This is a genomic window from Comamonas sp. MYb69 (assembly GCF_037479315.1).
In the GTDB taxonomy this organism is placed as follows: domain Bacteria; phylum Pseudomonadota; class Gammaproteobacteria; order Burkholderiales; family Burkholderiaceae_C; genus Comamonas.
Map to the genome: position 1 here is coordinate 248,570 of NZ_JBBGZG010000001.1, position 19,422 is coordinate 267,991.

The 19,422-nt window shown below is 64.1% G+C and carries 22 protein-coding genes; 6 read left to right on the forward strand and 16 right to left on the reverse strand.

Translation table 11 applies throughout. The features are described from left to right. Nucleotides 1–95 precede the first annotated feature (95 nt). From WH303_RS01050 to WH303_RS01060, 3 genes are all read left to right on the forward strand, one after another. The gene (locus WH303_RS01050) at nucleotides 96–452 is read left to right on the forward strand and encodes a hypothetical protein (RefSeq protein ID WP_339516255.1); all 357 of its coding nucleotides are present in this window, start codon (nucleotides 96–98) and stop codon (nucleotides 450–452) included. A gap of 104 nt (nucleotides 453–556) precedes the next feature. Further along, on the forward strand, nucleotides 557–916 hold the full coding sequence (locus tag WH303_RS01055) for a hypothetical protein (protein ID WP_339516257.1): 360 nt from the start codon (nucleotides 557–559) through the stop codon (nucleotides 914–916). Nucleotides 917–959: 43 nt separating this feature from the next. Continuing rightward, nucleotides 960–1,379, forward strand: a complete 420-nt coding sequence (locus WH303_RS01060) for a hypothetical protein (RefSeq protein WP_339516259.1) — start codon at nucleotides 960–962, stop codon at nucleotides 1,377–1,379. Between the two features lie 189 nt (nucleotides 1,380–1,568). Here the strand turns inward: WH303_RS01060 and WH303_RS01065 are convergent, their stop codons facing one another. The 8 genes from WH303_RS01065 to WH303_RS01100 form a co-directional block, all read right to left on the reverse strand. Beyond that, nucleotides 1,569–2,828, reverse strand: a complete 1,260-nt coding sequence (locus WH303_RS01065) for a phenylacetate--CoA ligase family protein (RefSeq protein WP_182344804.1) — start codon at nucleotides 2,826–2,828, stop codon at nucleotides 1,569–1,571. A gap of 108 nt (nucleotides 2,829–2,936) precedes the next feature. Then, the gene (locus WH303_RS01070; RefSeq protein WP_021028666.1) at nucleotides 2,937–3,776 is read right to left on the reverse strand and encodes an ABC transporter ATP-binding protein; all 840 of its coding nucleotides are present in this window, start codon (nucleotides 3,774–3,776) and stop codon (nucleotides 2,937–2,939) included. Between the two features lie 131 nt (nucleotides 3,777–3,907). Beyond that, entirely contained in the window at nucleotides 3,908–5,221 is a 1,314-nt protein-coding gene (locus WH303_RS01075) for an ABC transporter substrate-binding protein (RefSeq protein ID WP_021028667.1), read from the reverse strand. Nucleotides 5,222–5,298: 77 nt separating this feature from the next. Beyond that, entirely contained in the window at nucleotides 5,299–6,363 is a 1,065-nt protein-coding gene (locus WH303_RS01080; protein ID WP_339516262.1) for a branched-chain amino acid ABC transporter permease, read from the reverse strand. A 14-nt stretch (nucleotides 6,364–6,377) separates the two neighbouring features. Further along, a complete protein-coding gene (locus WH303_RS01085; RefSeq protein ID WP_339516264.1) occupies nucleotides 6,378–6,509 on the reverse strand; it encodes a hypothetical protein in 132 nt (43 codons plus the stop codon). Further along, complete coding sequence (locus tag WH303_RS01090; RefSeq protein WP_021028670.1) at nucleotides 6,506–7,435, reverse strand: branched-chain amino acid ABC transporter permease; 930 nt, start codon at nucleotides 7,433–7,435, stop codon at nucleotides 6,506–6,508. Before WH303_RS01090 ends, WH303_RS01085 begins: the two co-directional genes overlap by 4 nt. Nucleotides 7,436–7,457: 22 nt before the next feature. Then, nucleotides 7,458–8,240: an ABC transporter ATP-binding protein gene (locus WH303_RS01095; RefSeq protein ID WP_021028671.1), complete on the reverse strand. Its 783-nt coding sequence runs from the start codon at nucleotides 8,238–8,240 to the stop codon at nucleotides 7,458–7,460. Nucleotides 8,241–8,265: 25 nt separating this feature from the next. Continuing rightward, a complete protein-coding gene (locus WH303_RS01100) occupies nucleotides 8,266–10,212 on the reverse strand; it encodes an AMP-dependent synthetase/ligase (protein WP_339516267.1) in 1,947 nt (648 codons plus the stop codon). Nucleotides 10,213–10,398: 186 nt separating this feature from the next. Here WH303_RS01100 and WH303_RS01105 point away from each other — a divergent pair, with 186 nt between their 5' ends. After that, nucleotides 10,399–11,367 carry an alpha/beta hydrolase family protein gene (locus tag WH303_RS01105; RefSeq protein ID WP_339516269.1) on the forward strand — a complete coding sequence of 323 codons (969 nt, stop codon included), beginning with the start codon at nucleotides 10,399–10,401 and terminating at the stop codon, nucleotides 11,365–11,367. A gap of 11 nt (nucleotides 11,368–11,378) precedes the next feature. Here the strand turns inward: WH303_RS01105 and WH303_RS01110 are convergent, their stop codons facing one another. Then, the gene (locus WH303_RS01110; RefSeq protein ID WP_021028674.1) at nucleotides 11,379–11,633 is read right to left on the reverse strand and encodes an acyl-CoA-binding protein; all 255 of its coding nucleotides are present in this window, start codon (nucleotides 11,631–11,633) and stop codon (nucleotides 11,379–11,381) included. A gap of 200 nt (nucleotides 11,634–11,833) precedes the next feature. Between WH303_RS01110 and WH303_RS01115 the strand changes: the two genes are divergently transcribed. Then, on the forward strand, nucleotides 11,834–12,574 hold the full coding sequence (locus WH303_RS01115; protein WP_339516272.1) for a Crp/Fnr family transcriptional regulator: 741 nt from the start codon (nucleotides 11,834–11,836) through the stop codon (nucleotides 12,572–12,574). A gap of 14 nt (nucleotides 12,575–12,588) precedes the next feature. On the opposite strand, the gene WH303_RS01120 is transcribed toward WH303_RS01115, so the two are convergent. Further along, complete coding sequence (locus WH303_RS01120; RefSeq protein ID WP_339516274.1) at nucleotides 12,589–12,816, reverse strand: hypothetical protein; 228 nt, start codon at nucleotides 12,814–12,816, stop codon at nucleotides 12,589–12,591. Nucleotides 12,817–13,138: 322 nt separating this feature from the next. Between WH303_RS01120 and WH303_RS01125 the strand changes: the two genes are divergently transcribed. Beyond that, nucleotides 13,139–14,770, forward strand: coding sequence for a pseudouridine synthase (locus tag WH303_RS01125; RefSeq protein ID WP_339516276.1), 1,632 nt, complete (start codon nucleotides 13,139–13,141; stop codon nucleotides 14,768–14,770). Between the two features lie 76 nt (nucleotides 14,771–14,846). On the opposite strand, the gene WH303_RS01130 is transcribed toward WH303_RS01125, so the two are convergent. From WH303_RS01130 to WH303_RS01155, 6 genes are all read right to left on the reverse strand, one after another. After that, nucleotides 14,847–15,305: a hypothetical protein gene (locus WH303_RS01130; RefSeq protein ID WP_021024651.1), complete on the reverse strand. Its 459-nt coding sequence runs from the start codon at nucleotides 15,303–15,305 to the stop codon at nucleotides 14,847–14,849. Between the two features lie 9 nt (nucleotides 15,306–15,314). Beyond that, nucleotides 15,315–16,619 carry an amidase gene (locus tag WH303_RS01135; protein ID WP_339516279.1) on the reverse strand — a complete coding sequence of 435 codons (1,305 nt, stop codon included), beginning with the start codon at nucleotides 16,617–16,619 and terminating at the stop codon, nucleotides 15,315–15,317. 76 nt (nucleotides 16,620–16,695) lie between these two features. Then, nucleotides 16,696–17,361 carry a hypothetical protein gene (locus tag WH303_RS01140; RefSeq protein WP_339516281.1) on the reverse strand — a complete coding sequence of 222 codons (666 nt, stop codon included), beginning with the start codon at nucleotides 17,359–17,361 and terminating at the stop codon, nucleotides 16,696–16,698. Then, a complete protein-coding gene (locus WH303_RS01145; protein ID WP_339516283.1) occupies nucleotides 17,358–18,173 on the reverse strand; it encodes a hypothetical protein in 816 nt (271 codons plus the stop codon). Before WH303_RS01145 ends, WH303_RS01140 begins: the two co-directional genes overlap by 4 nt. After that, the gene (locus WH303_RS01150) at nucleotides 18,170–18,661 is read right to left on the reverse strand and encodes a hypothetical protein (RefSeq protein ID WP_339516285.1); all 492 of its coding nucleotides are present in this window, start codon (nucleotides 18,659–18,661) and stop codon (nucleotides 18,170–18,172) included. Before WH303_RS01150 ends, WH303_RS01145 begins: the two co-directional genes overlap by 4 nt. 12 nt (nucleotides 18,662–18,673) lie before the next feature. Next, on the reverse strand, nucleotides 18,674–19,246 hold the full coding sequence (locus WH303_RS01155) for a hypothetical protein (RefSeq protein ID WP_339516287.1): 573 nt from the start codon (nucleotides 19,244–19,246) through the stop codon (nucleotides 18,674–18,676). Between the last annotated feature and the right edge of the window lie 176 nt (nucleotides 19,247–19,422).

The window sequence follows — 19,422 nt, forward strand, 5'->3', positions numbered from 1 at the left end:
AAGGGATGACTCCAAGTGTAGATGAGTTGAATATCGCGCTTGATAGTGAATTGCAGAAGTATTGACTTCAGTCTTTGTCATTTTTTGATGGAAATATGCACGAATCAGATTTTTTTGAGGACATAGCGGTATCGATGGACACTTGGGTCAAGGCAGCGGGAGATGCCTTGACGAAACCTGAAACTGACTTGGTATGGGTCGAGGAGCAAGAGCCCTACCAAAATCTCCAGCGAGCTCTTGTTGCAGCAGGAGTAGATGAGGACGACCTCAGAAAGGTATTTGCAGAATGCCTGAGAGGTTTTGCGGTCTCCATTTTGACTTCCATCGATGGAGGAACTGCCTTGGCTGAGAAGGGGCGCGTGCATCTGGTGGATGAGGACGGCAATAACTTAGGTGAAAGTCTGCACGATGGCTTTGTGAGTTATCTGCTTGAATCCGGCCGCTTGAAATAGGAGGCAAAACGGTATTGGCACATAGTGCTCTGGGCATCGCTTTTGTTTTTCTTTTAAATAGAGCTTGGCCGTCTGTGTCGTCTCTCTGACGGCGAGGAGGAAAAATGACATTGGCTGACGCACAACAAGTGCTCGAATTATTGGCGCGAGGGTTGGACCCAAAAACTGGGCTTGTGCTGCCTGAGGACAACCCCGTTCATAGCCCTGATGTCATCCGGGCGCTGAACATGGCGGTCATGGCACTGGACAAGACCGTTGAAAAGCCGTTGCGGCCCAAGATGGAGGGGGCGAGCAAGGCAGGGCAATCATGGTCGCCGGAAGAGGATGAGCAACTGCTTTCAGCTTTTGATGCGGGGTCGGATGTGTCAGCGCTGGCAAAGGCACATGAGCGATCTCGTGGTGGTATCACATCACGTCTGCTTCGGCATGGCAGGTTGCAAGCAGACCGTAGGGAAGACGCGTAGGCGCAATCAGCGGTTGGAGCACATTGGAGGGCTGAGAACTGCAATGATTACCGACTCTGTTTCTGTGGTCGTCAGAAGCGCCGATATCCAGATAGTGGCATTGAGCGCGGTCAAGCGGACGACCGTCGTTGCGCAATTGCGAGAGCAGCTCGGCGTTGATGTGTTGCATCCCTCACCTTGGGGAAGCCGTTCTGCACCTGAAGGATGTCCTCGAGCCGATGGCTGGGAGCTCATTCCTCAGTATGTTGGCGCTGCGAGCTGCCTCATGTTCCTGCCAGGGGCAACAGCAATCTGGCAATTTGGCAGTGGCGCTGACCTGCTGCTTGTGTTGAAGGAATCCTCTGCAATGGAGTTCTATGTGTGCGACGACGAGGCGCGCTATTTGCTCTGCTGCAATGATCACGACTTTTTGATCGGTTGGGGCATTGCCGCGCCATGGGTGGCGAGTCTGGCGCAGGCCTAGCGCTGGCGTGCGGCGTATTTTCTAGGCGAAAATCAGGACAGCAGCGGCCGCCCAGGCAGTCATGCGGCGATTAAAAGTGCTATTCACCGCAAATCTTGCGGTGAATAAACCAGACAAAGCATCAAATGGGACGAGAGGAAGTCACCTCCTATGGCCTCCGCTCCCCCGCCTATTGCCAAAAAAGCCCACTCAGTCGTAACTCCGCGCATCCTCAATCACCTTGCCATCATTGGGCAGCTCGCCCGGGCGCAGCAGCGCGATGTCGGCGCGCAGCTTGGTGACTTCGCGCACGGCGTCGGCGATCTGTTCGGCCAGGCCCGCGCCCAGCTCGGTGGTTTCCACCTGCAGGCTCATCTGGTCCTGGGCCATCGCGCCGCTGACGACCAGGCGCGCCTTTTGCACCTGGGGAAAGCGTTTGACGACCTCGGCGATCTGGCCGGGGTGCACAAACATGCCGCGCACCTTGGTGGTTTGGTCGGCGCGGCCCATCCAGCCCTTGATGCGGGTGTTGGTGCGGCCACTGGGGCATTGGCCGGGGAGGATGGCCGAGAGGTCGCCGGTGCCAAAGCGGATCAGCGGGTAGTCGGTGTTGAGCGTGGTGACGACCAGCTCGCCGACCTCGCCTTCGGCCACCGGGTCGCCGGTGCCGGGGCGCACGATCTCGACAATCACGTTCTCGTCCAGCACCAGGCCTTCACGGGCTTCGGTCTCGTAGGCGATCAGGCCCAGGTCGGCGGTGGCATAGCACTGGTAGGCGGCGACACCCCGGGCGCTGAACCAGTCGCGCAGCGAAGGCGGGCAGGCCTCGCCGGAGACGAGCGCCTTGGTCAGCGATGCAATGCGCTGGCCCTGGGCTTCGGCCTTTTCCAGGATGATCTTCAAAAAGCTGGGCGTGCCGATGTAGCCATGGGGGTGCAGATCGGCCATGGCCTGCACCTGCTGCTCGGTCTGGCCGGTGCCGGCGGGGAAGACGGTGGCGCCCAGCGCCTGGGCGCCCGATTCCATCATCGAGCCGGCGGGCACAAAGTGGTAGCTGAAGCTGTTGTGCACCAGCTCGCCAGCGCGAAAGCCGGCCGCATAGATGGCGCGGGCCATGCGCCAGTAGTCGCTGCGCTGGCCTTCGGGTTCATAGATGGGGCCGGGGCTGGCAAACATGCGCGGCATGGCGCTGCCAAACGGCGCGGTGTTGAAGCCGCCAAAGATGGCGCGGCCCGGGTGCTGGGCGCGCTCAGCCTTTTGGCGCTCGAGCAGCTCATGCTTGCGGGTGACGGGCAGCTGCGCCAGCGCCGCGCGGCTGTTGATGCTGGCGGCATCGACGCCTTGCAGGATGCTGGCAAAGGCGGGGGAGTGTTGCTGGGCGTGCCGAATCTGGGCGGGCAGGCGGGCCATCAGATCGGCTTCGCGGGCAGCGGGGGCGCGGGACTCCAGATCGTCGTAGTGCGGGCTCATGCGGTTTCTCCGGGACGGGTAATCGGTATTTTTTGGGGGCGAATCTGCCGCAGACGCCGGCATCTGGGCATCGGCCGGCGCGGTAATCGGTGCGTTGAGGCGGTGCGGTCAGGCCAGCCAGCGCTTTCTGCGCTTGTAGCTCTTGACGTCCTTGAAGCTCTTGCGCTCGCCGCCGCCCATGCCCAGGTAGAACTCCTTGACGTCTTCGTTGTTGGCGAGGTCCTTGGCGGCGCCGTCCATCATGATGCGGCCGCTCTCCATGATGTAGCCGTAGTCGGCGTACTTCAGCGCCATATTGGTGTTCTGCTCGGCCAGCACGAAGGTGACCTTTTCCTTCTGGTTCAGGTCCTGCACGATGTTGAAGACTTCTTCGACGATCTGCGGCGCCAGGCCCATCGAGGGCTCATCGAGCAGCACCAGGCGCGGGTTGCTCATCAGCGCGCGGCCAATGGCACACATCTGCTGCTCGCCGCCCGAGGTGTAGGCCGCCTGGCTGGTGCGGCGCGTCTTGAGGCGGGGGAAATAGTTGTAGACCTTGTCCAGGTTGGCGGCGATCTCGCCCTTGCTGGTGCGGGTGTAGCTGCCGGTGAGCAGGTTTTCTTCGATGGTCAGGTGGGCAAAGCAGTGCCGGCCTTCCATGACCTGCACGACGCCGCGCTTGACCAGGTCCGACGGGGTCAGTGCTTCGATGCGCTCGCCTTCGAGCTCGATGCTGCCCTTGGTGACTTCGCCGCGCTCGCCCTTGAGCAGGTTGGAGATAGCGCGCAAGGTGGTGGTCTTGCCGGCGCCATTGCCGCCCAGGATGGCCACGATCGATTCGCGCGGCACCGACAGCGAGACGCCTTTGAGCACCAGGATCACATGGTTGTAGATCACCTCGATGCCGTTGACGACCAAAAGCGGCGCTGCTGCGGATGGGGTGGAAGCTGTTTGCGGGGAATCGGTCATGCCGTCACCTGATCTCTCAACAAAATGGAGGGCGGGCGGCCCCGGGGAAGCGGGCGCCTTCCGCAAGGGAAGGGCGCCAGGGGCCAGCCACGAGAGGCTCCGGGCCCATCAGGCCCAGGGACCACGCAGCCTTAGCTGCAGGAACGCGGCGTCACGTTCTTTTCCTTGGCGTACTTGTCGGCGTATTCCTTGACCAGTGGGTCGATCAAGGTCTTGTCCGATTGGTACCAGTCCGAGGTCACGTTGAACTTGCTGCCGTCCCAGGTGGCGATACGGGCCCAGTCGGCACCCAGGTGGTTGTCACAGCTGGTCTTGAAGGGGCGGATGATCTTGCCAAAGCCCAGCTCGTTCAAGCGCTCCTGGGTCATGTTCATGTTTTCCAGGCCCCAGCGCACCTGCTCGGAGGTCATGACCTTGCCCTTGCCGTACTTCTCTTGGGCGGTGCGGATGGCTTCGACCTGCAGCATCGCGATCACCATGCCGCGCGTGTGTGCCAGCTGGCCCAGCTCCTTGGGATCGGACGCGGTGCCCTGGCCCTTGTCGTACAGCGAGGCCTTGACGTCGTCATGCACTTTGTCGCGCTCGGCGGTGTTGTGGATGGTGACGGTGTTGTAGCCCTTGGCGCCGGCACCGATGTCCTTGACGTCATGGTCGGAGCCGCCCCACCAGATGGCGTACATCTTCTCGCGGGGGTAGCCGGTGGCCTGGGCTTCGCGCACGGCAGTCGGCGTCATCACGCCGGCCGACCACAGCAGCACATAGTCAGGGCGGTTCTGGCGGATCTGCAGCCAGGTGGATTTCTGCTCCACGCCGGGGGCAGTGACGGGCAGCAGCATCAGGTCAAAGCCTTCCTTGGCGGCGCGCTTTTGCAGCAGCGGGATGGGTTCCTTGCCATAAGGCGAGTCGTGGTAGACCAGCGCGATCTTCTTGCCCTTGAGGCTGCCCTTTTCCTTCTTCAGGATGTCCTGCACGATGGAATCGGCAGCGGTCCAGTAGTTGCCCAGCAGCGGGAAGTTCCACTCGAACACCTTGCCATCGGCCGATTGCGACAGGCCGTAACCAGGGGTGATGACGGGCATCTTGTCGCCCGCGGCCTTGTCGGTCACGGCAAAGGTGATGCCGGTCGATTGCGTGTCAAAGCCGGAAGCGCCGCCGTCGCGGCCCTTGAGGCGCTCATAGCATTCCACGCCCTTGGCGGTGTCGTAGGCGGTTTCGCACTCTTCGAACTTGATCTTCACGCCGTTGATGCCGCCCTTGGCATTGACGAGCTTGAGGTAGTCCTGCTTGCCGTCACCCCATGGGATGCCCAGCGGTGCGAACTGGCCGGTGCGGTAGACCAGCAGCGGAACGAATTGCTCCTGGGCTTGCGCGGCCGGGGCAGCCATCATGGCCCCCATACCCAGGGCTGCCGTAGCAGCGGCGATCACAGCTTTCTTGAAAGACATGGTTCTATCTCCTTAGGGTTGTTGGGGCGGGTGACCCCCACTTGCGAACACTCTGCGTTGCTCTCGGTAAAAAACACTCAATGCGGGAACGGCCACAGACGCAGCTTCTGGCGGGCCGTGGCCCACAGCTTGGCCAATCCATGGGGTTCGACAATCAGGAAAAACACGATCAGCGCGCCAAACACCATGTGCTCCAGGTAGGTGGCGGTCGCCGTCGAGATCGGCAGGCCCAGCCAGTGCGGCACCTGGGTCAGAAAGATCGGCAGCAGCACAAAGAAGGCCGCGCCAAAGATGCTGCCCACGATGGAGCCCAGGCCGCCGATGATGATCATGAACAGCAGCTGGAAGGAACGGTCCAGGCTGAAGGCGGCGGGCTCCCAGGCGCCCAGGTGGACAAAGCCCCAGAGCGCGCCAGCAATGCCGACGATAAAGCTGCTGACGGCAAAGGCCGAGAGCTTGGCGTACATGGGGCGGATGCCGATCACGCTGGCGGCCACATCCATGTCGCGCATGGCCATCCACTCGCGGCCGATGGCGCTGCGCACCAGGTTCTTGGCCATCAGGCCCAGCACGCAGAGGATGACCAGGCAGAACAGGTACTTCTGCACCGGCGTCTCGATCGGCATGCCGAACACTGACAGCTTGCCGGCGCTGACCGAGCCGGACGAGGAGTAGTTGCTGACCCAGGCGGCGCGGCTGGTGAGCCAGTCCATGAAGAACTGGGCCGCCAGGGTGGCCACGGCCAGGTACAGACCACGAATGCGCAGGCTGGGCAGGCCAAACAGCACGCCCACCAGCATGGACACCAGGCCGCCACCGATCAGCGACAGGATCAATGGCATGCCTTCAAAGCGCACATGGAAGTTGTAGGCCGCGTAGGCGCCGGCTGCCATGAAGGCGCCGGTGCCCAGCGAGATCTGGCCGCAGTAGCCCACCAGGATGTTGAGCCCGATGGCGCCCAGCGACATGATCAGAAAGGGGATCAGCACCGCCTTGAAGGTGTAGTCGCTAAAGCCCAGGGGCACCAGCACAAAGGCCACCAGCAGCAGGGCGAGCATCGCCCACTTGTCCTGCAGCACCGGGAAGATCTGCTGATCGGCCGCGTAGCTGGACTTGAACTGGCCATTTTCACGATAAAACATAGGTCAGTCTCCAGTTACACGCGGTCAATGATCTTGTACACATGGGCGCAGCCTGCGGCTGCCTGCTGCAGCAGCTTGCTGCAGCCACCGCATTCGCACAGCGAATGCAGTGCCGATTTCGCAAAATTCTTGTAGATGTATTTCATACACGGTCAATAATTTTGTCGCCGAACAGTCCTTGCGGACGGAACAGCAGGAAGCACAGTGCCAGGCCGTAGGCGAACCAGGTCTCGATACCGCCGCCCACATAGGGGCCCAGGTAGACCTCGGAGAGCTTCTCGCCCACGCCGATGATCAGACCGCCGACGATGGCGCCGGGCACCGAGGTGAGGCCGCCCAGAATCACGACCGGCAAGGCCTTCAGGGCGACCAGCGACAGGGAATACTGCACGCCCAGCTTGGAGCCCCAGATGATGCCCACCACCAGCGCCACACAGCCAGCCACCGACCAGACAATGACCCAGATGCGCGAGAGCGGAATGCCGATGGACTGGGCGGCCTGGTGGTCATCGGCCACGGCGCGCAGCGCGCGGCCGGTCTTGGTCTTTTGGAAGAACACGCTCAGCACCAGCACCAGCACGGCGGCAATGCCGGCGGCATACAGGTCTTCCTGGCTGATCAGCACGCCGCCCTGGAACATGTTTTCCAGGACGAACATGGGGTCCTTGGGCATGCCCACATTGATGCTGTAGACGGCCGAGCCAAAGATCATCGGGCCCAGGCCGTCGAGGAAGTAGGCGATGCCCAAGGTGGCCATCAGCAGCGCGATGGGCTCCTGGTTGACGAGGTAGCGCAGCGCAAAGCGCTCGATCGCCCAGGCCACGCCAACCATGATGACCATGGCGACGACGAGCGCCAGCGCAATGCTGAGCACACCGGGCTCCATGCCCAGCCACTTCGGAATCCATTCCGAAAAGCGGGCCATCGCCAGCGCGGCAAACAGCACCATCGCACCCATGGCGAAGTTGAAGACGCCCGAGGCCTTGAAGATCAGCACAAAGCCCAGCGCGATCAGCGCGTAGAGCATGCCCACCATCAGGCCACCAAACAAAGTTTCAAGAAAAAATGCCATTGCGGTCCCCTGGGGTCTGTGCTCAGTGGCCCGCGCCCAGATAGGCGCGGATCACATCTTCGTTATTGCGGACTTCTTCGGGCGTGCCGTCGCCAATCTTCTTGCCGTAATCCAGCACCACCACCCGGTCGGAGATATCCATCACCACGCCCATGTCGTGCTCGATCAGCACGATGGTGGTGCCGAACTCGTCGTTCACATCGAGGATGAAGCGGCACATGTCCTGCTTTTCCTCGACGTTCATGCCGGCCATCGGCTCATCGAGCAGCAGCACCTTGGGCTCCATCGCCAGCGCGCGGCCCAGGTCGACCCGTTTTTGCAGGCCGTAGGGCAGCTGGCCCACGGGTGTCTTGCGGAAGGCCTGGATCTCCAGAAAGTCGATGATGTGCTCGACAAACTCGCGCTGCTGGATCTCCTCGCGCTGGGCCGGGCCCAGGCGCAGCGCCTGCAGCAGCAGGTTGCTTTTGATCTGCAGGTTGCGGCCGGTCATGATGTTGTCGATCACGCTCATGCCCTTGAACAGCGCCAGGTTCTGGAAGGTGCGGGCCACGCCCATCTCGGCAACCTGGCGGCTGTTCATGTGCGCAAAGGTCTGGCCGCGAAAGCTGATCGCGCCTTCGGAAGGCGTGTAGACGCCGTTGATGCAGTTGAGCATGGAGCTCTTGCCGGCGCCGTTGGGGCCGATGATGGAGCGGATCTCATGCTCCTTGACGTTGAAGGAGATATCCGTCAGCGCCTTGACGCCGCCAAAGCGCAGGCTGATGTTCTTGATGTCAAGAATGACGTCACCGATTTTCTTGCTCATGGGTGGCTTTCTCTTGGCTGGGCGCTCAGGCAACCGACTTCAGCGGCGCGAAGGTCTTGCTGTCGGCGATCTTCAAGGTGGCGCTGACGCTGCCGCTGCGGCCGTCTTCAAACTTCACCTGGGTCTCGATGAACTGCTCGCTGCGCCCGGCGTAGAGCGCATCGACCAGCACGCCGTACTTGTCGGCGATAAAGCCACGGCGCACCTTGTTGGTACGGGTCAGCTCGCCGTCATCGGCATCGAGCTCCTTGTGCAGGATCAAAAAGCGCGTCACCTGGCTGCCGGCCAGCATGGCATCGGTGGCCAGGTCGGCATTGACCTTCTCGACGCAGTTCTGGATCAAGGTGTAGACCTGCGGCTTTTGTGCCAGGTCGGTGTAGCCGGCGTAGGGCAGGTTCTGGCGCTCGGCCCAGTTGCCGACAGCTTCGAAGTCGATATTGATCATCGCGCAGACCTTCTCGCGCCCATCCCCCAGGGCCACGGCCTCCTTGATGAAGGGGAAGAACTTGAGCTTGTTCTCGACATACTTGGGTGCAAACATCGCGCCGTCGTTGCTGCCGCCTTTGAGGCGCCCGACGTCCTTGACGCGGTCGATGATCTTGAGCTGGCCGCTCTTGTCCAGAAAGCCGGCATCGCTGGTGTGGTACCAGCCGTCTTCGCTCAGCACCTCGGCGGTGGCCTTGGGGTTCTTGTAGTACTCCTTCAAGAGGCCGGGGGACTTGACCAGAATCTCGCCGTTGTCGGCCATCTTGATCTCGACACCGCGAATCGGGTTGCCCACGGTGTCGGCAAACACCTGGTTGTCCGGCTGGATACAGACGAACACGGCGGTCTCGGTCGAGCCGTAGAGCTGCTTCAAGTTGATGCCGATGGAGCGGAAAAAGCTGAACAGGTCGGGGCCAATCGCCTCGCCGGCCGTATAGGCCACGCGCACGCGGCTAAAGCCCATGTTGTTGCGCAGCGGGCCAAACACCATCAGGTCGCCCAGCTTGTAGCTGATCTTGTCCAAGAGGCTCACCGGCTGGCCATCGCGCAGCGCCGGGCCCACACGCTTGGCCACCGCCATGAAGTGCTGGAACATCTTGCGCTTGATGAGGCCGGCGTCTTCCATGCGGATCATCACGCTGGTGAGGATGCCTTCGAACACGCGCGGAGGTGCAAAGTAGTAGGTGGGGCCGACTTCCTTGAGGTCGATCTGCACGGTGGCATTGGACTCGGGGCAGTTCACCACATAGCCGCAGGCCAGCCATTGCGAGTAGCTGAAGATGTTCTGGCCGATCCAGGCCGGGGGCAGGTAGGCCAGCACTTCCTCGCCATGGCCGAGCTTTTCAAACTCGGCGCCGGCCGAGGCGCTCTCCAGCAAGGAGCTATGCGTGTGCACCACGCCCTTGGGGTTGCCGGTGGTGCCAGAGGTGAAGAACATCGCCGCCACATCGCCGTTGTGGGTGGCCTCGACCTGCTGCTGGAACCAGCCGGGGTTGGCCGTAACAAAGGTCTCGCCGCTGGCGATCAGGCTGTCGAGCGAGGCCAGGCCGGGCTCTTCGTAGTTGCGCAGGCCGCGCGGGTCGTCGTAGTAGACATGGCTGATCTGCGGGCATTGCTCGCGCAGCTCCAGCAGCTTGTCGACTTGCTCCTGGTCTTCGACCAGGCAAAAGCGCACCTCGGCATTGTTCAGCGGGAACACGCATTCGGCCGCCACCGCGTCCTGGTAGAGCGGCACAGGGATGGCGCCAATCGACTGGGCGGCCAGCATGCTGGCATACAGGCGCGGGCGGTTGGCCCCCATCAGCACCAGGTGCTCGCCGCGCGCCAGGCCCGCTTGCGACAGACCGGCCGCTATCTTTGCCACCATCACGGCCAGCTCGGACCAGCTATAGCTTTGCCAAATGCCGTATTCCTTTTCACGCAATGCTGCGGCCCCGGGCCGCTGGGCCGCGTGCTGCAGCAATAGCTTGGGAAATGTCGTTGACATGGTTGTCTCCTATGCCGTTTTTTGTAGATCACAAGTGCCATGCCTTGCGTCCTGTTGAAACCGAATGTAGATTCAGCTTTGACGTTGTTTTGTCTTTATGACGACAATCTGCGGGAAAACGCTGTAGGTACTTTCCTGCGGCTGGCAAATATTCCGGCGCTTGGGCCGAAGAAGGGGAGATATCGGATGGGACGTTGTCGATCTGCGCTGCTGGCAGCGCTGTTGGCGGGTAGCGCTTGGGCGGCACACAGCGCGGGCCTGCAGCGGTTCACGGTCGCGGGCGAGCCGCCGCTGCAGGCCATGCTTTGGACGCCTTGCGCCCAGCCGCCAGAGCCCATCAAGCGCGGGCCTTTTGAGCTGATGGCGACGGACAATTGCCCGGTCGCTGCCAGCGGCAAGCTGCCCTGGGTGGTCCTCTCGCATGGCTATGCGGGCAGTGCGCTCAGCCACTGGACGATGGCCTCCGCATTGGCCGATGGCGGTATCGCCGTGCTGAGCCTGAACCACCGCCTGGACTCTGCCATGAACCTGGCGCAAGGCGGCAGTTTTGCGGCGCTGGAGGCGCGGCCCGCCGATGTGCGCCGCGCGATCGATGGCGTGCTGGCAGACAGCCGCTGGAGCGCCGTGCTGGATGCGCAGCGCATCGGCTTTTTGGGTTTTTCACGCGGCGCCTATACCGGCCTGGTACTCGCCGGTGCCAGGCCCGATTTTGCGCAGTTGGCGGGCCATTGCCCCGAGCCGCAGTCGCCCCTGTGCCAGGCGATCGCGCAGGGACAGGCGCCTGCGCTGAAGCCCCAGCCGGAGCCACGCATCAAAGCCATGGTGCTGGCCGATCCGCTGGCGGCTTTTGGTGCCAGCAGTGGTTTGGAAAAGCTGAAGCTGCCGCTGCAGCTGTGGGCGTCAGAACAAGGTGGGGAGGGCGTGCCTGCAGGCTCGGTGCAGGCGCTGGCCCAATGGCTGCCTGCCGGTAAGACTGCCAAGACGCCTGTGCATGGGGTGGCAGGTGCCGCGCACTTTGCGTTTTTGGCGCCCTGCAGTGCGCAGCTGGCGGCCGCCGCGCCCCAGATCTGCAGCGACCCGGCGGGCTTTGACCGCCGCGCTTTCCAACAGCGCTGGGCGGCTGAGGTGCTGGCGTTTTTCCGCCTGCAACTATAGAGAAGTTTTGCTTACAGCAGCTCTTGGATCATGTCGATGTACTGCTGCTTCGCATCATCCTGCGCCATGCCCTTGCACTGGTTCCAGGCGTTCCACTTGGCCGAGGCGACAAAGTCGGTAAAGCCGGGCTTGGGCTCGTTGTTGTCGCCATGCGCGCCTTGCTTGTACAGGCCATAGAGCTTGAGCAGGGTCTGGTTGTCGGGGCGCTCGCTCATGTTCAGGGCGGCTTCCTTGGCGGCTTCAAAAGCGGTGTTCAGATCGGACATGGGGACCTCATGGTGTGGGGATGATGGAGCAGGGCTGCCAGTGTAGCCTGCAGCAGCGCGCGCAAGTCCGGGCTTTTTTCTGATGTCTCACGGCTGCGACCGCCCGCAGCGCCGGCTTGCTGCGCAGGTGACAAATGCAGGACTGGCCTTGGTAACCACCCCCTTTGCAGCCGCATCAAGCTGGTGCATTCTTGGCCGCCATGAGCCCGCATGCCTCTCTCTACCAACGCCGCCGTGCCCCGCATGCTGCGGAAGTGGCCGACATCCCCTGGATCCCCGTTCTGCAGCCTGCCGAGCGCGACTATGCCGTGCGCCAGCTGATGGTGACCGAGGCCGAGCAGGGCGAGTATGTCTGCCGCGTCGGCAAGCCGGTGACCTACTGGTTTGGCGTGATCGAGGGCCTCTTGAAGATGAGCGCCGAAGACAGCGAGGGCCGCACGATGACCTTTGCCGGCCTGCCGCGCACCGGCTGGTTTGGCGAGGGCACGGCGCTCAAGCGCGAGATCTACCGCTACGACATCCAGGCGCTGCGCAAAAGCTCCGTCTGCGGCATCCCCGTCGATGCCTTCCATTGGCTGCTGGACCATTCGCTGGGCTTTAACCGCTTTGTGATGCACCAGCTCAACGAGCGGCTGGCGCAGTTCATCAGCGCCCGCGAGATCGACCGTTTGAACCGGCCCGAGGAGCGGGTGGCCCGCACGCTCGCTGCGCTGTTCAACCCCGTGCTCTGCCCGGGGGTGAGCGACGTGCTGCGCATCACCCAGCAGGAACTGGCCTACCTGGTGGGCCTGTCGCGCCAGCGGGTGAACGAAGCCCTGGCGGCCTTGCAGCACCAGGGCTTTATCCGCATCGAATACGGCGGCCTGCGTGTGCTCGATCTGCAGGCCCTGCGCGGACAGGGCTGGCTGGTCAAGCCGCAGCGCGCCGATTTCGATTTGTAGCGCTGGCCTGGCGCTTATGGCTTGGTGGCTGGCGCTGCGGGTGTTTCTGGCGTCGCCCCTGCAGGTGGCGGTGCGGGCATTGAGCCACCGGGCGTGGTGTTGTCCGGGGTGGCGCGCGGCATAGGCGCGGTCGAGGCGCCCTTGTCGCAGCCGCTCAGTGCCGCTGCGCCCAGCACCAGGGCCAGCGCGGGCAGCCAGCGCAGCGCCGGTTGCGATGAGAGAAAGGACGGTGCTTGTGCCATGGGAATCTCCTAAAAGTAGATAAGCCCATGCTACGCCTCAATAATTGAAGCATTTCAGGCTGGTTTGCAGTGCTCACATCTGTATGCATTCCGATGCATATCGGCTGCGCCCTCGCAGGCCGGGGCTGCGGCGTCCACAGATGCAGGGCTGGGCGGCGCTGGTCGAGCCGCAGAGCGGGGTTTGGCGTAAAAAACCGGCGCAAGTTGTAAACGCACCGGCCGGGGCCAGGGCTATCCGCTGGCAGTTCTGCACAGACTTGTCCACAGCCTTCATAGCCGTGCGCCCTGCTTGGAATGGCAAGACACGCGACAATAGCGGGCTATGTCAAATCCCCGCTCTCCAGCTGATTCGCCTGCCGCCGACGATGGCGAAGGCCGCAAAAAACTCACCCTGACCCGCAAACCCGCGCCCGCTCCCGTCGCGCGTGGCCGTGACGGAGGGCCGGGTGCGGACCGTCCGCGTTCAGCTGGTGGCCCACGCCCCTCAGGGCCTCGTCCTGGCGGCGACAGCCGATTCAGCGACAACCGAGGCGATCGTGATGGCCGTGATGGCCGCGATGGTCGTGACGCGCGCGACAACCGGGGTGAGCATGGCAGCCGGGATAGCTGGCCGGGCCGCGACAGGCCGGGCCGCGACAGCCGCGACGGCGGTTTTGGCCGTGGCGAGGCACGCGGTGGTGGCTACGGCCAGGATCGCCGTTTTGGCGACCGCGCTGATGGTGGCCGCCGTGACGATGCGCGCCCTTATGCGGGTCGCCCCGATGCTGGCCGCCCCTCCGCCGGGCGCCCCTATGCCGGGCGCGGTGACTTTGTCTCGGTAGGTGCTGGCTCGCGCGACCCGCGCCAGGATGGCCGCCGCCCCGCAGGCCCCCGCCAGGATGACCGTCGCAACGAGGGCCCACGTAGCTTTGGCCCACGCCAGGACGACCGCCGCAATGACGGTCCCCGTGGTTTTGGCCCCCGCTCGGACGGCCCCCGCGAGGGCGGCCCACGTAAGGGCGGACCCCGTTCCTTTGGCGCCGGCCCACGCCAGGATGGCTTCCGCTCGGAGCGTCCACGCGACGAAGCTCCGCGCCGGGATGCCCCGCGCCGGGAAGCCCCGCGCCGCGAGATGCCGTCCAACGTCTGGCGTGCCGATGCGCCCCAGCGCACCATGCAGACCGCCAAGGCCCAGGCCCAGAATGAGCAGTTGAAGGCCGAAGGCCAGGTGCGCGTGAACAAGCGCCTGTCCGACCTGGGCCTGTGCTCGCGCCGCGAGGGCGATGCCTGGATCGAGAACGGCTGGGTGCTGGTCAATGGCGTGGTCGCGACGATGGGCCAGCTGGTGGAGCTGACCGACAAGATCGAGATCCAGCGCGAGGCGCAGGACTTGCAGGCCCAGCAGGTGACGATCCTGATCAACAAGCCCATGGGCTATGTCAGCGGCCAGGCCGAAGATGGCCATGAGCCGGCGGTGGTGCTGGTCAACCCGCCCAACCACTGGCGCGAGGACCATAGCAAGACCCGCTTCAACTTCAGCCAGCTCAAGGGCCTGGCCCCTTGCGGCCGTCTGGATATCGACTCGATTGGCCTCTTGGTGATGACCCAGGACGGCCGCATTGCCAAGCACATCATTGGCGAGGACTCCGAGGTCGAGAAGGAATACCTGGTGCGTGTGACCTATGGCGCCGTTGAGCAGGATGTGCAGCAGCACTTCCCTGGCGACAAGCTGGCGCTGCTGCGCCATGGCCTGTCGCTGGATGGCGAAGCGCTGCTGCCCGCAGGCGTGGAATGGCAAAACCCCGAGCAGCTGCGCTTTGTGCTGCGCGAAGGCAAGAAGCGCCAGATCCGCCGCATGTGCGAGGCCGTGGGCCTGTTTGTGGTGGGCTTGAAGCGCATCCGCATCGGCAAGGTGGTGCTGGGCAATCTGCCGGTGGGGCAGTGGCGCTATCTGGGCGAGAACGAGCAGTTCTAAGCCGCATCCGCAGCGGCCATCCCGGGATGGCCGCCGCTGACCCAAGCCCTCTCTGGTCGGTACCGGCCTGGGGGGCTTAGTTTTTGGCGATCGGCGGTTTGTTCGGGCGCGCCGCTGCAATGCCGCGGGCCATGCGCGCATTGCGCACTGCGGCGAGGCTCAGGCCCAACTGCGCAGCCACATCGGCGTCGGATGCGGTGCCCAGCAGCATCACCTCGTTAGGTTGCCAGCTGTGCTGGCTGTGCTTGCCCCGGCTGCTGTCCTGCGGCGCAATACCTAGGGATCCACGCTTGGCCACCACGCTGGCCTTGCTGATGCCCCAGCGGGTAGCCAGGCTGGCATCGCTGTCCTGGCCCAGCGCGGCGAGCATCTCCGGCGTCCAGTCCACATGGCCAAAGGCGGCAATGCCCAGGCTGTTGCGCTTGAGGTTCACGGTCTTGGCGCTGGTGCCCCAGCGCTCGGCCAGCACCGCATCCTTGTCCGTCCCCAAGGCGGCCAGCATCTCGTCGGTCCATTGCAGGCTTGCGCGTCCCATGCGGCGTCCTTATGCCTGGGCCAGCGCCTGCTCGGCGGCAGCGGCCAGGGCCAGCAAGCTGGCGTCCTGCATGCGCGCAGCCACCAGCATCAGGCCGACGGGCAGGCTGCCCGCAGAGCGCGGCAGCGGCAGCGAGATGGCCGGCAGGTCGTAGAAGTTGAAGATCGAGGTGTTGCGCAAAATCAGTGCATTGGCGGCGAAGAAGGCGCTGTCGTCCTCCAGCAGCGGTGCAATGGCTGGCGCGGTGATGGCGATGGTGGGCAGCAGCAGCAGGTCCACCTCCTGCATGGCGGCATCCATCTGGGCCATCCATTGCTGGCGCTGCTGCAGCAGCTGGATGTAGTAGGGCGCCGTCAAGGCGCGGCCCTTGTCCATGCGCGAGAGCACGCGTGGGTCAAAGGCATCGCGCGCGTCTACCAGCGCCTGCTGGTGGATGGCGGCGGCCTCGGCCGCAATCAGGGTGCCCTCGCTTTGCAGCTGCGCGGGCGCGGCCATCAGCGCTTGCCAGGGCAGCTTGCGGATGCTGGCGCCTTGCGCCTGCAATGTGGCGATGGCCTGCTCGGTCTGGGCCAGCACCTCGTCGCTGCAATCGGTCCAGGGCAGGCCCTGGGGCAGGCCAATGCGCAGGCCTTGCAGGCTGCGCTGGGGCAGAGGCTGGGGGATGGCGCTGGCCATGGTGGCGTCGGCGGCCGCGCAATCGGCCACCGTGCGGGCCAGCGGGCCCAGCGCATCGAGGGTGTAGGACAGCGCAAATGCCCCGTCGCGCGAGACCCGCGCCTGCGTGGGCTTGAAGCCGGTGACGCCATTGAAGGCGGCGGGGATGCGCACCGAGCCGCCGGTGTCCGAGCCAATGGCGATATCGACCAGGCCCCGGCCGACGCTGACCCCAGCGCCGGAGGACGAGCCGCCGGGGATGTGCAGCGCATTGGCCGCATTGCCCGGCGTGCCGAAATGGGGGTTGATGCCCACGCCCGAGAACGCGAACTCCGTCATATTCGTCTTGCCGACGATCACTGCGCCGGCAGCGCGCAAGCGCTGCACCACCGGCGCATCCTGCGCGGCCGGGGCGCTGTGGCGGCGCATTTTTGCGCCGGCGGTGGTCACCTGGCCTGCTACATCGAGCAGGTCCTTGATGGACACCAGCTTGCCATCCAGAGGGCCCAGCGACAGGCCGCGCGCTGCACGCTGGTCTGCGGCCTGCGCGGCCTCTTGGGCGGACTCGGGGTAGAGCTGGGTGAAGATGCGCTGCGCCTCGTCGCCCAGCGTGGTCAGGGTCTGCAGGCTTTGGGCAAGGCGTTCGGCGCTGGTGGGCATGGCGAAATCATTCAAAAGTCAGATGGGAATGCCATCGTAACCAATAACCAGGGGCTGCAGGGTCTCGCGCAGGGCCTCAAGGCACGGACGCTGTGAAGCTTAACTGCCCGCTGTAGTTGCCGGCCGTGCGGCTGATGGTGCTGTTGTAGCCAAAGGTCCAGTTGGCCGTGCGGATGGTGACCAGGCTGTTGACCGTGCCGGTGCCGCCGCCTGTGACATTGACACTGGTGCCGGTACCGCTGGCCGGAATGGTGGGCGCCGGCAGCGCCGCGTCGCTGCTGGTGATGCTGACCATGTTCATCGGAATGGTGTTGGCGCCACTGGTCAGCGCCGTGGTGACGGTGGCAAACACGCTGACCTGGCCGCCATTGCTGCGCACCTCCACCGGCAGCACATTGCCGCTGGCGGCAACCGCAAACGTGGGCGCCGTGCCACTCCAGTTGACGGCCGTGTTGTTACCCGTGGTCGGCGTGGTGGGCACCGCAGGGATAGAGGGGCTCAGATTAAAGCTGACCTGCGAGGTGGTGCCGCCCGGCGTGGGCCAGGCACCGTCGCCGATACGGAAGAACAGGAACTTGTCGATCTGGATGGAGAAGTTCAGCGCCACCCGGGGGGTTGTGAGCGCCGGATTGTTGCTAGGGCCTGCGGTTGAACTGGCAGCCTGCACCCCGGCACTCCCCGCTGCCAGCATCAGCAGTAGCGCCTGACGCATAAGACCCAACTGGCGGCGCTGTCTGCTCATGGGAACTCAGCATTCAGCTTGAAGCTGCCCTTGTCCCAGTCCAGCATGCCGCTGGCCTTGACAGGGTAGCTGGGCTGCAGCGCAGTCTGGCCGTCGTCCGCCTTGGGAACCAAGGCCAGGTGCCGGGTCTGGCCCGGCATGATGGGGGTTCCCTCGACGGCGAGCATAAAGTCGCGGCCTTGTGCATCCTTGGCGTCGACGGTGCCATCCAGCCGGCCATGGGCATCGCCGCTGTTGCGCACGGTGATGGCGGGAACACGCTTGCCAGCCATCTCGCGCATACCGATCTGCTGCACTTCGAGCTTGGGCTCGGCGCCGCCCAGCATCACATAGACGGCCACGGCAATGCGGCCGGTGACCGGCAGACTCAGGCTGGCGCCACCGCTCTGGATGATGGTCTGCTGGGCGGGCTCCACCCCTTCGATGGCGATCATGAAGCGGCATTCACCACGCGGCGCATCGGCCGGCGGCGTGATCTGGAAGCGAAAGGCCTGCTTGGTCTGCGCCGGCACCTTGACGGTGCGGCGCTCCAGTGCCACCCAGGGGCGGCAGCTGCCGGGCAGCAGCTCGTCGTGGTAGCTGATCTGACCTTCGGCCGAGTAGCTCCAGTCCAGGGTCCGTACCGACAAGGCAGTCGCTGCCGAGCCCAGGTTGTGCAGGTCAATGGACTGGCCAATGCGCTCGCCGTTTTTGGCAGTCAGCTCAAAGCGCGAGGGCGACACGGCCATCTCGAAAGCGGCGGATTGGGCCAGGCCAGTGATAAGTGGCAAGGCCAGGGCCAGGGCGCAGCGCGCAAAAGTGAAAAAGCTCATGGCTGGGTCTCGATTTCAAAATAGGATTCAAAGCGCAGGCTGCCACCCTGGCCCATCTGCAGCTCGCGGCGGTCAATGCGCAGCTGCAGGTCAAAGTTTTCGGTGATCCAGGGGGGGCGCACCACACCGGTCCAGACCTGAACCCGGTCACCGGGGCGGCCCATGCCGGGCTGGAACTGGCCGCTGCTGCGCCACTGCACCTGCATGCCCGCGGGCGAGCGCAGGCCGGCTACTGCCAACGGGATGACGTAGTAAATGCGGGCCTGCTTGCCCACATAGGCGGCGGTGGCCAAGCGGTATTCCACATGTCCGAAAGGCAGGCTGATGGTGTTCGGATCCAGCATCTGCGCATTGCGAAAATCCGAGTTGATCTGGGGACGTGGGGAGCTGGAGTCGTCCAGCCGGGTGGCCTGGGCATGGGCGCCTTGGCCGCAGGCGCCGGCCATGGCCAATAGAGCAGCACAACAGCGAAGGCGAAAGCTGGGCATGTACCCGTCTCCTTATTCCATCGACGCGGTGAAATACACCGTGCCCCGGTAGGTCCCTGCCGGGTAGAACGTGTCGTTGGCATAGCTGAATGTCATGCGCGTAGCATTCATGTTGCGCGTCTGGTACGTCCAGGTGCCCAGACAAAGAATGATGATCGGAATCGAGCAGATGTTGGCATTGGCGTTGAAGCTGGCGATCTGTTGGTTGGTCGCACCGTTGAACTGACCGCTCTGAATATCTCCGGCTGCCGAGCCACTGCTGTTGCTGACTGTCCAACTGATCTTGCTGAACGGGATGACGGTGCTGCCACAGGCGCCGCTTTGGCAGACCAGGCCGGCGCTGGAGTCCACCCGCAAGGTGACGGGCCGGGCGACTTCCGAAGCAATGATCGGGCGCACCGGCGTGACCGAGATATCAATGGCGGGTGAGCCGGTGACGGCGGTGGGTGTAAGGCCCGCATTGTTGCCTGAGACATTGAACTGCACCGTATCGGTACCGGCAGCAGATCCCACCTGCAGCGACAGCGCATAGTTGGCGGTGCTTGCGCTGTCGCTGACCGTGATGATGACGGCGTTGGCGGGCACCGTGATGCCGCAGGCGAGCAGTACCAGCCCCGCACTCAGCGGTGGGGGGGGGGGCCGCCGGGGGGGCCCCGCGGGGGGGGGTGGGTAGCGCGTGGGGCTCAGACCCCCGGGGGCGGGTTGTTGGTGGGGGCGGGGGTGGTGGGGGGGGGCCCGGCGGGGGGGGGGCCGGGGGGCGC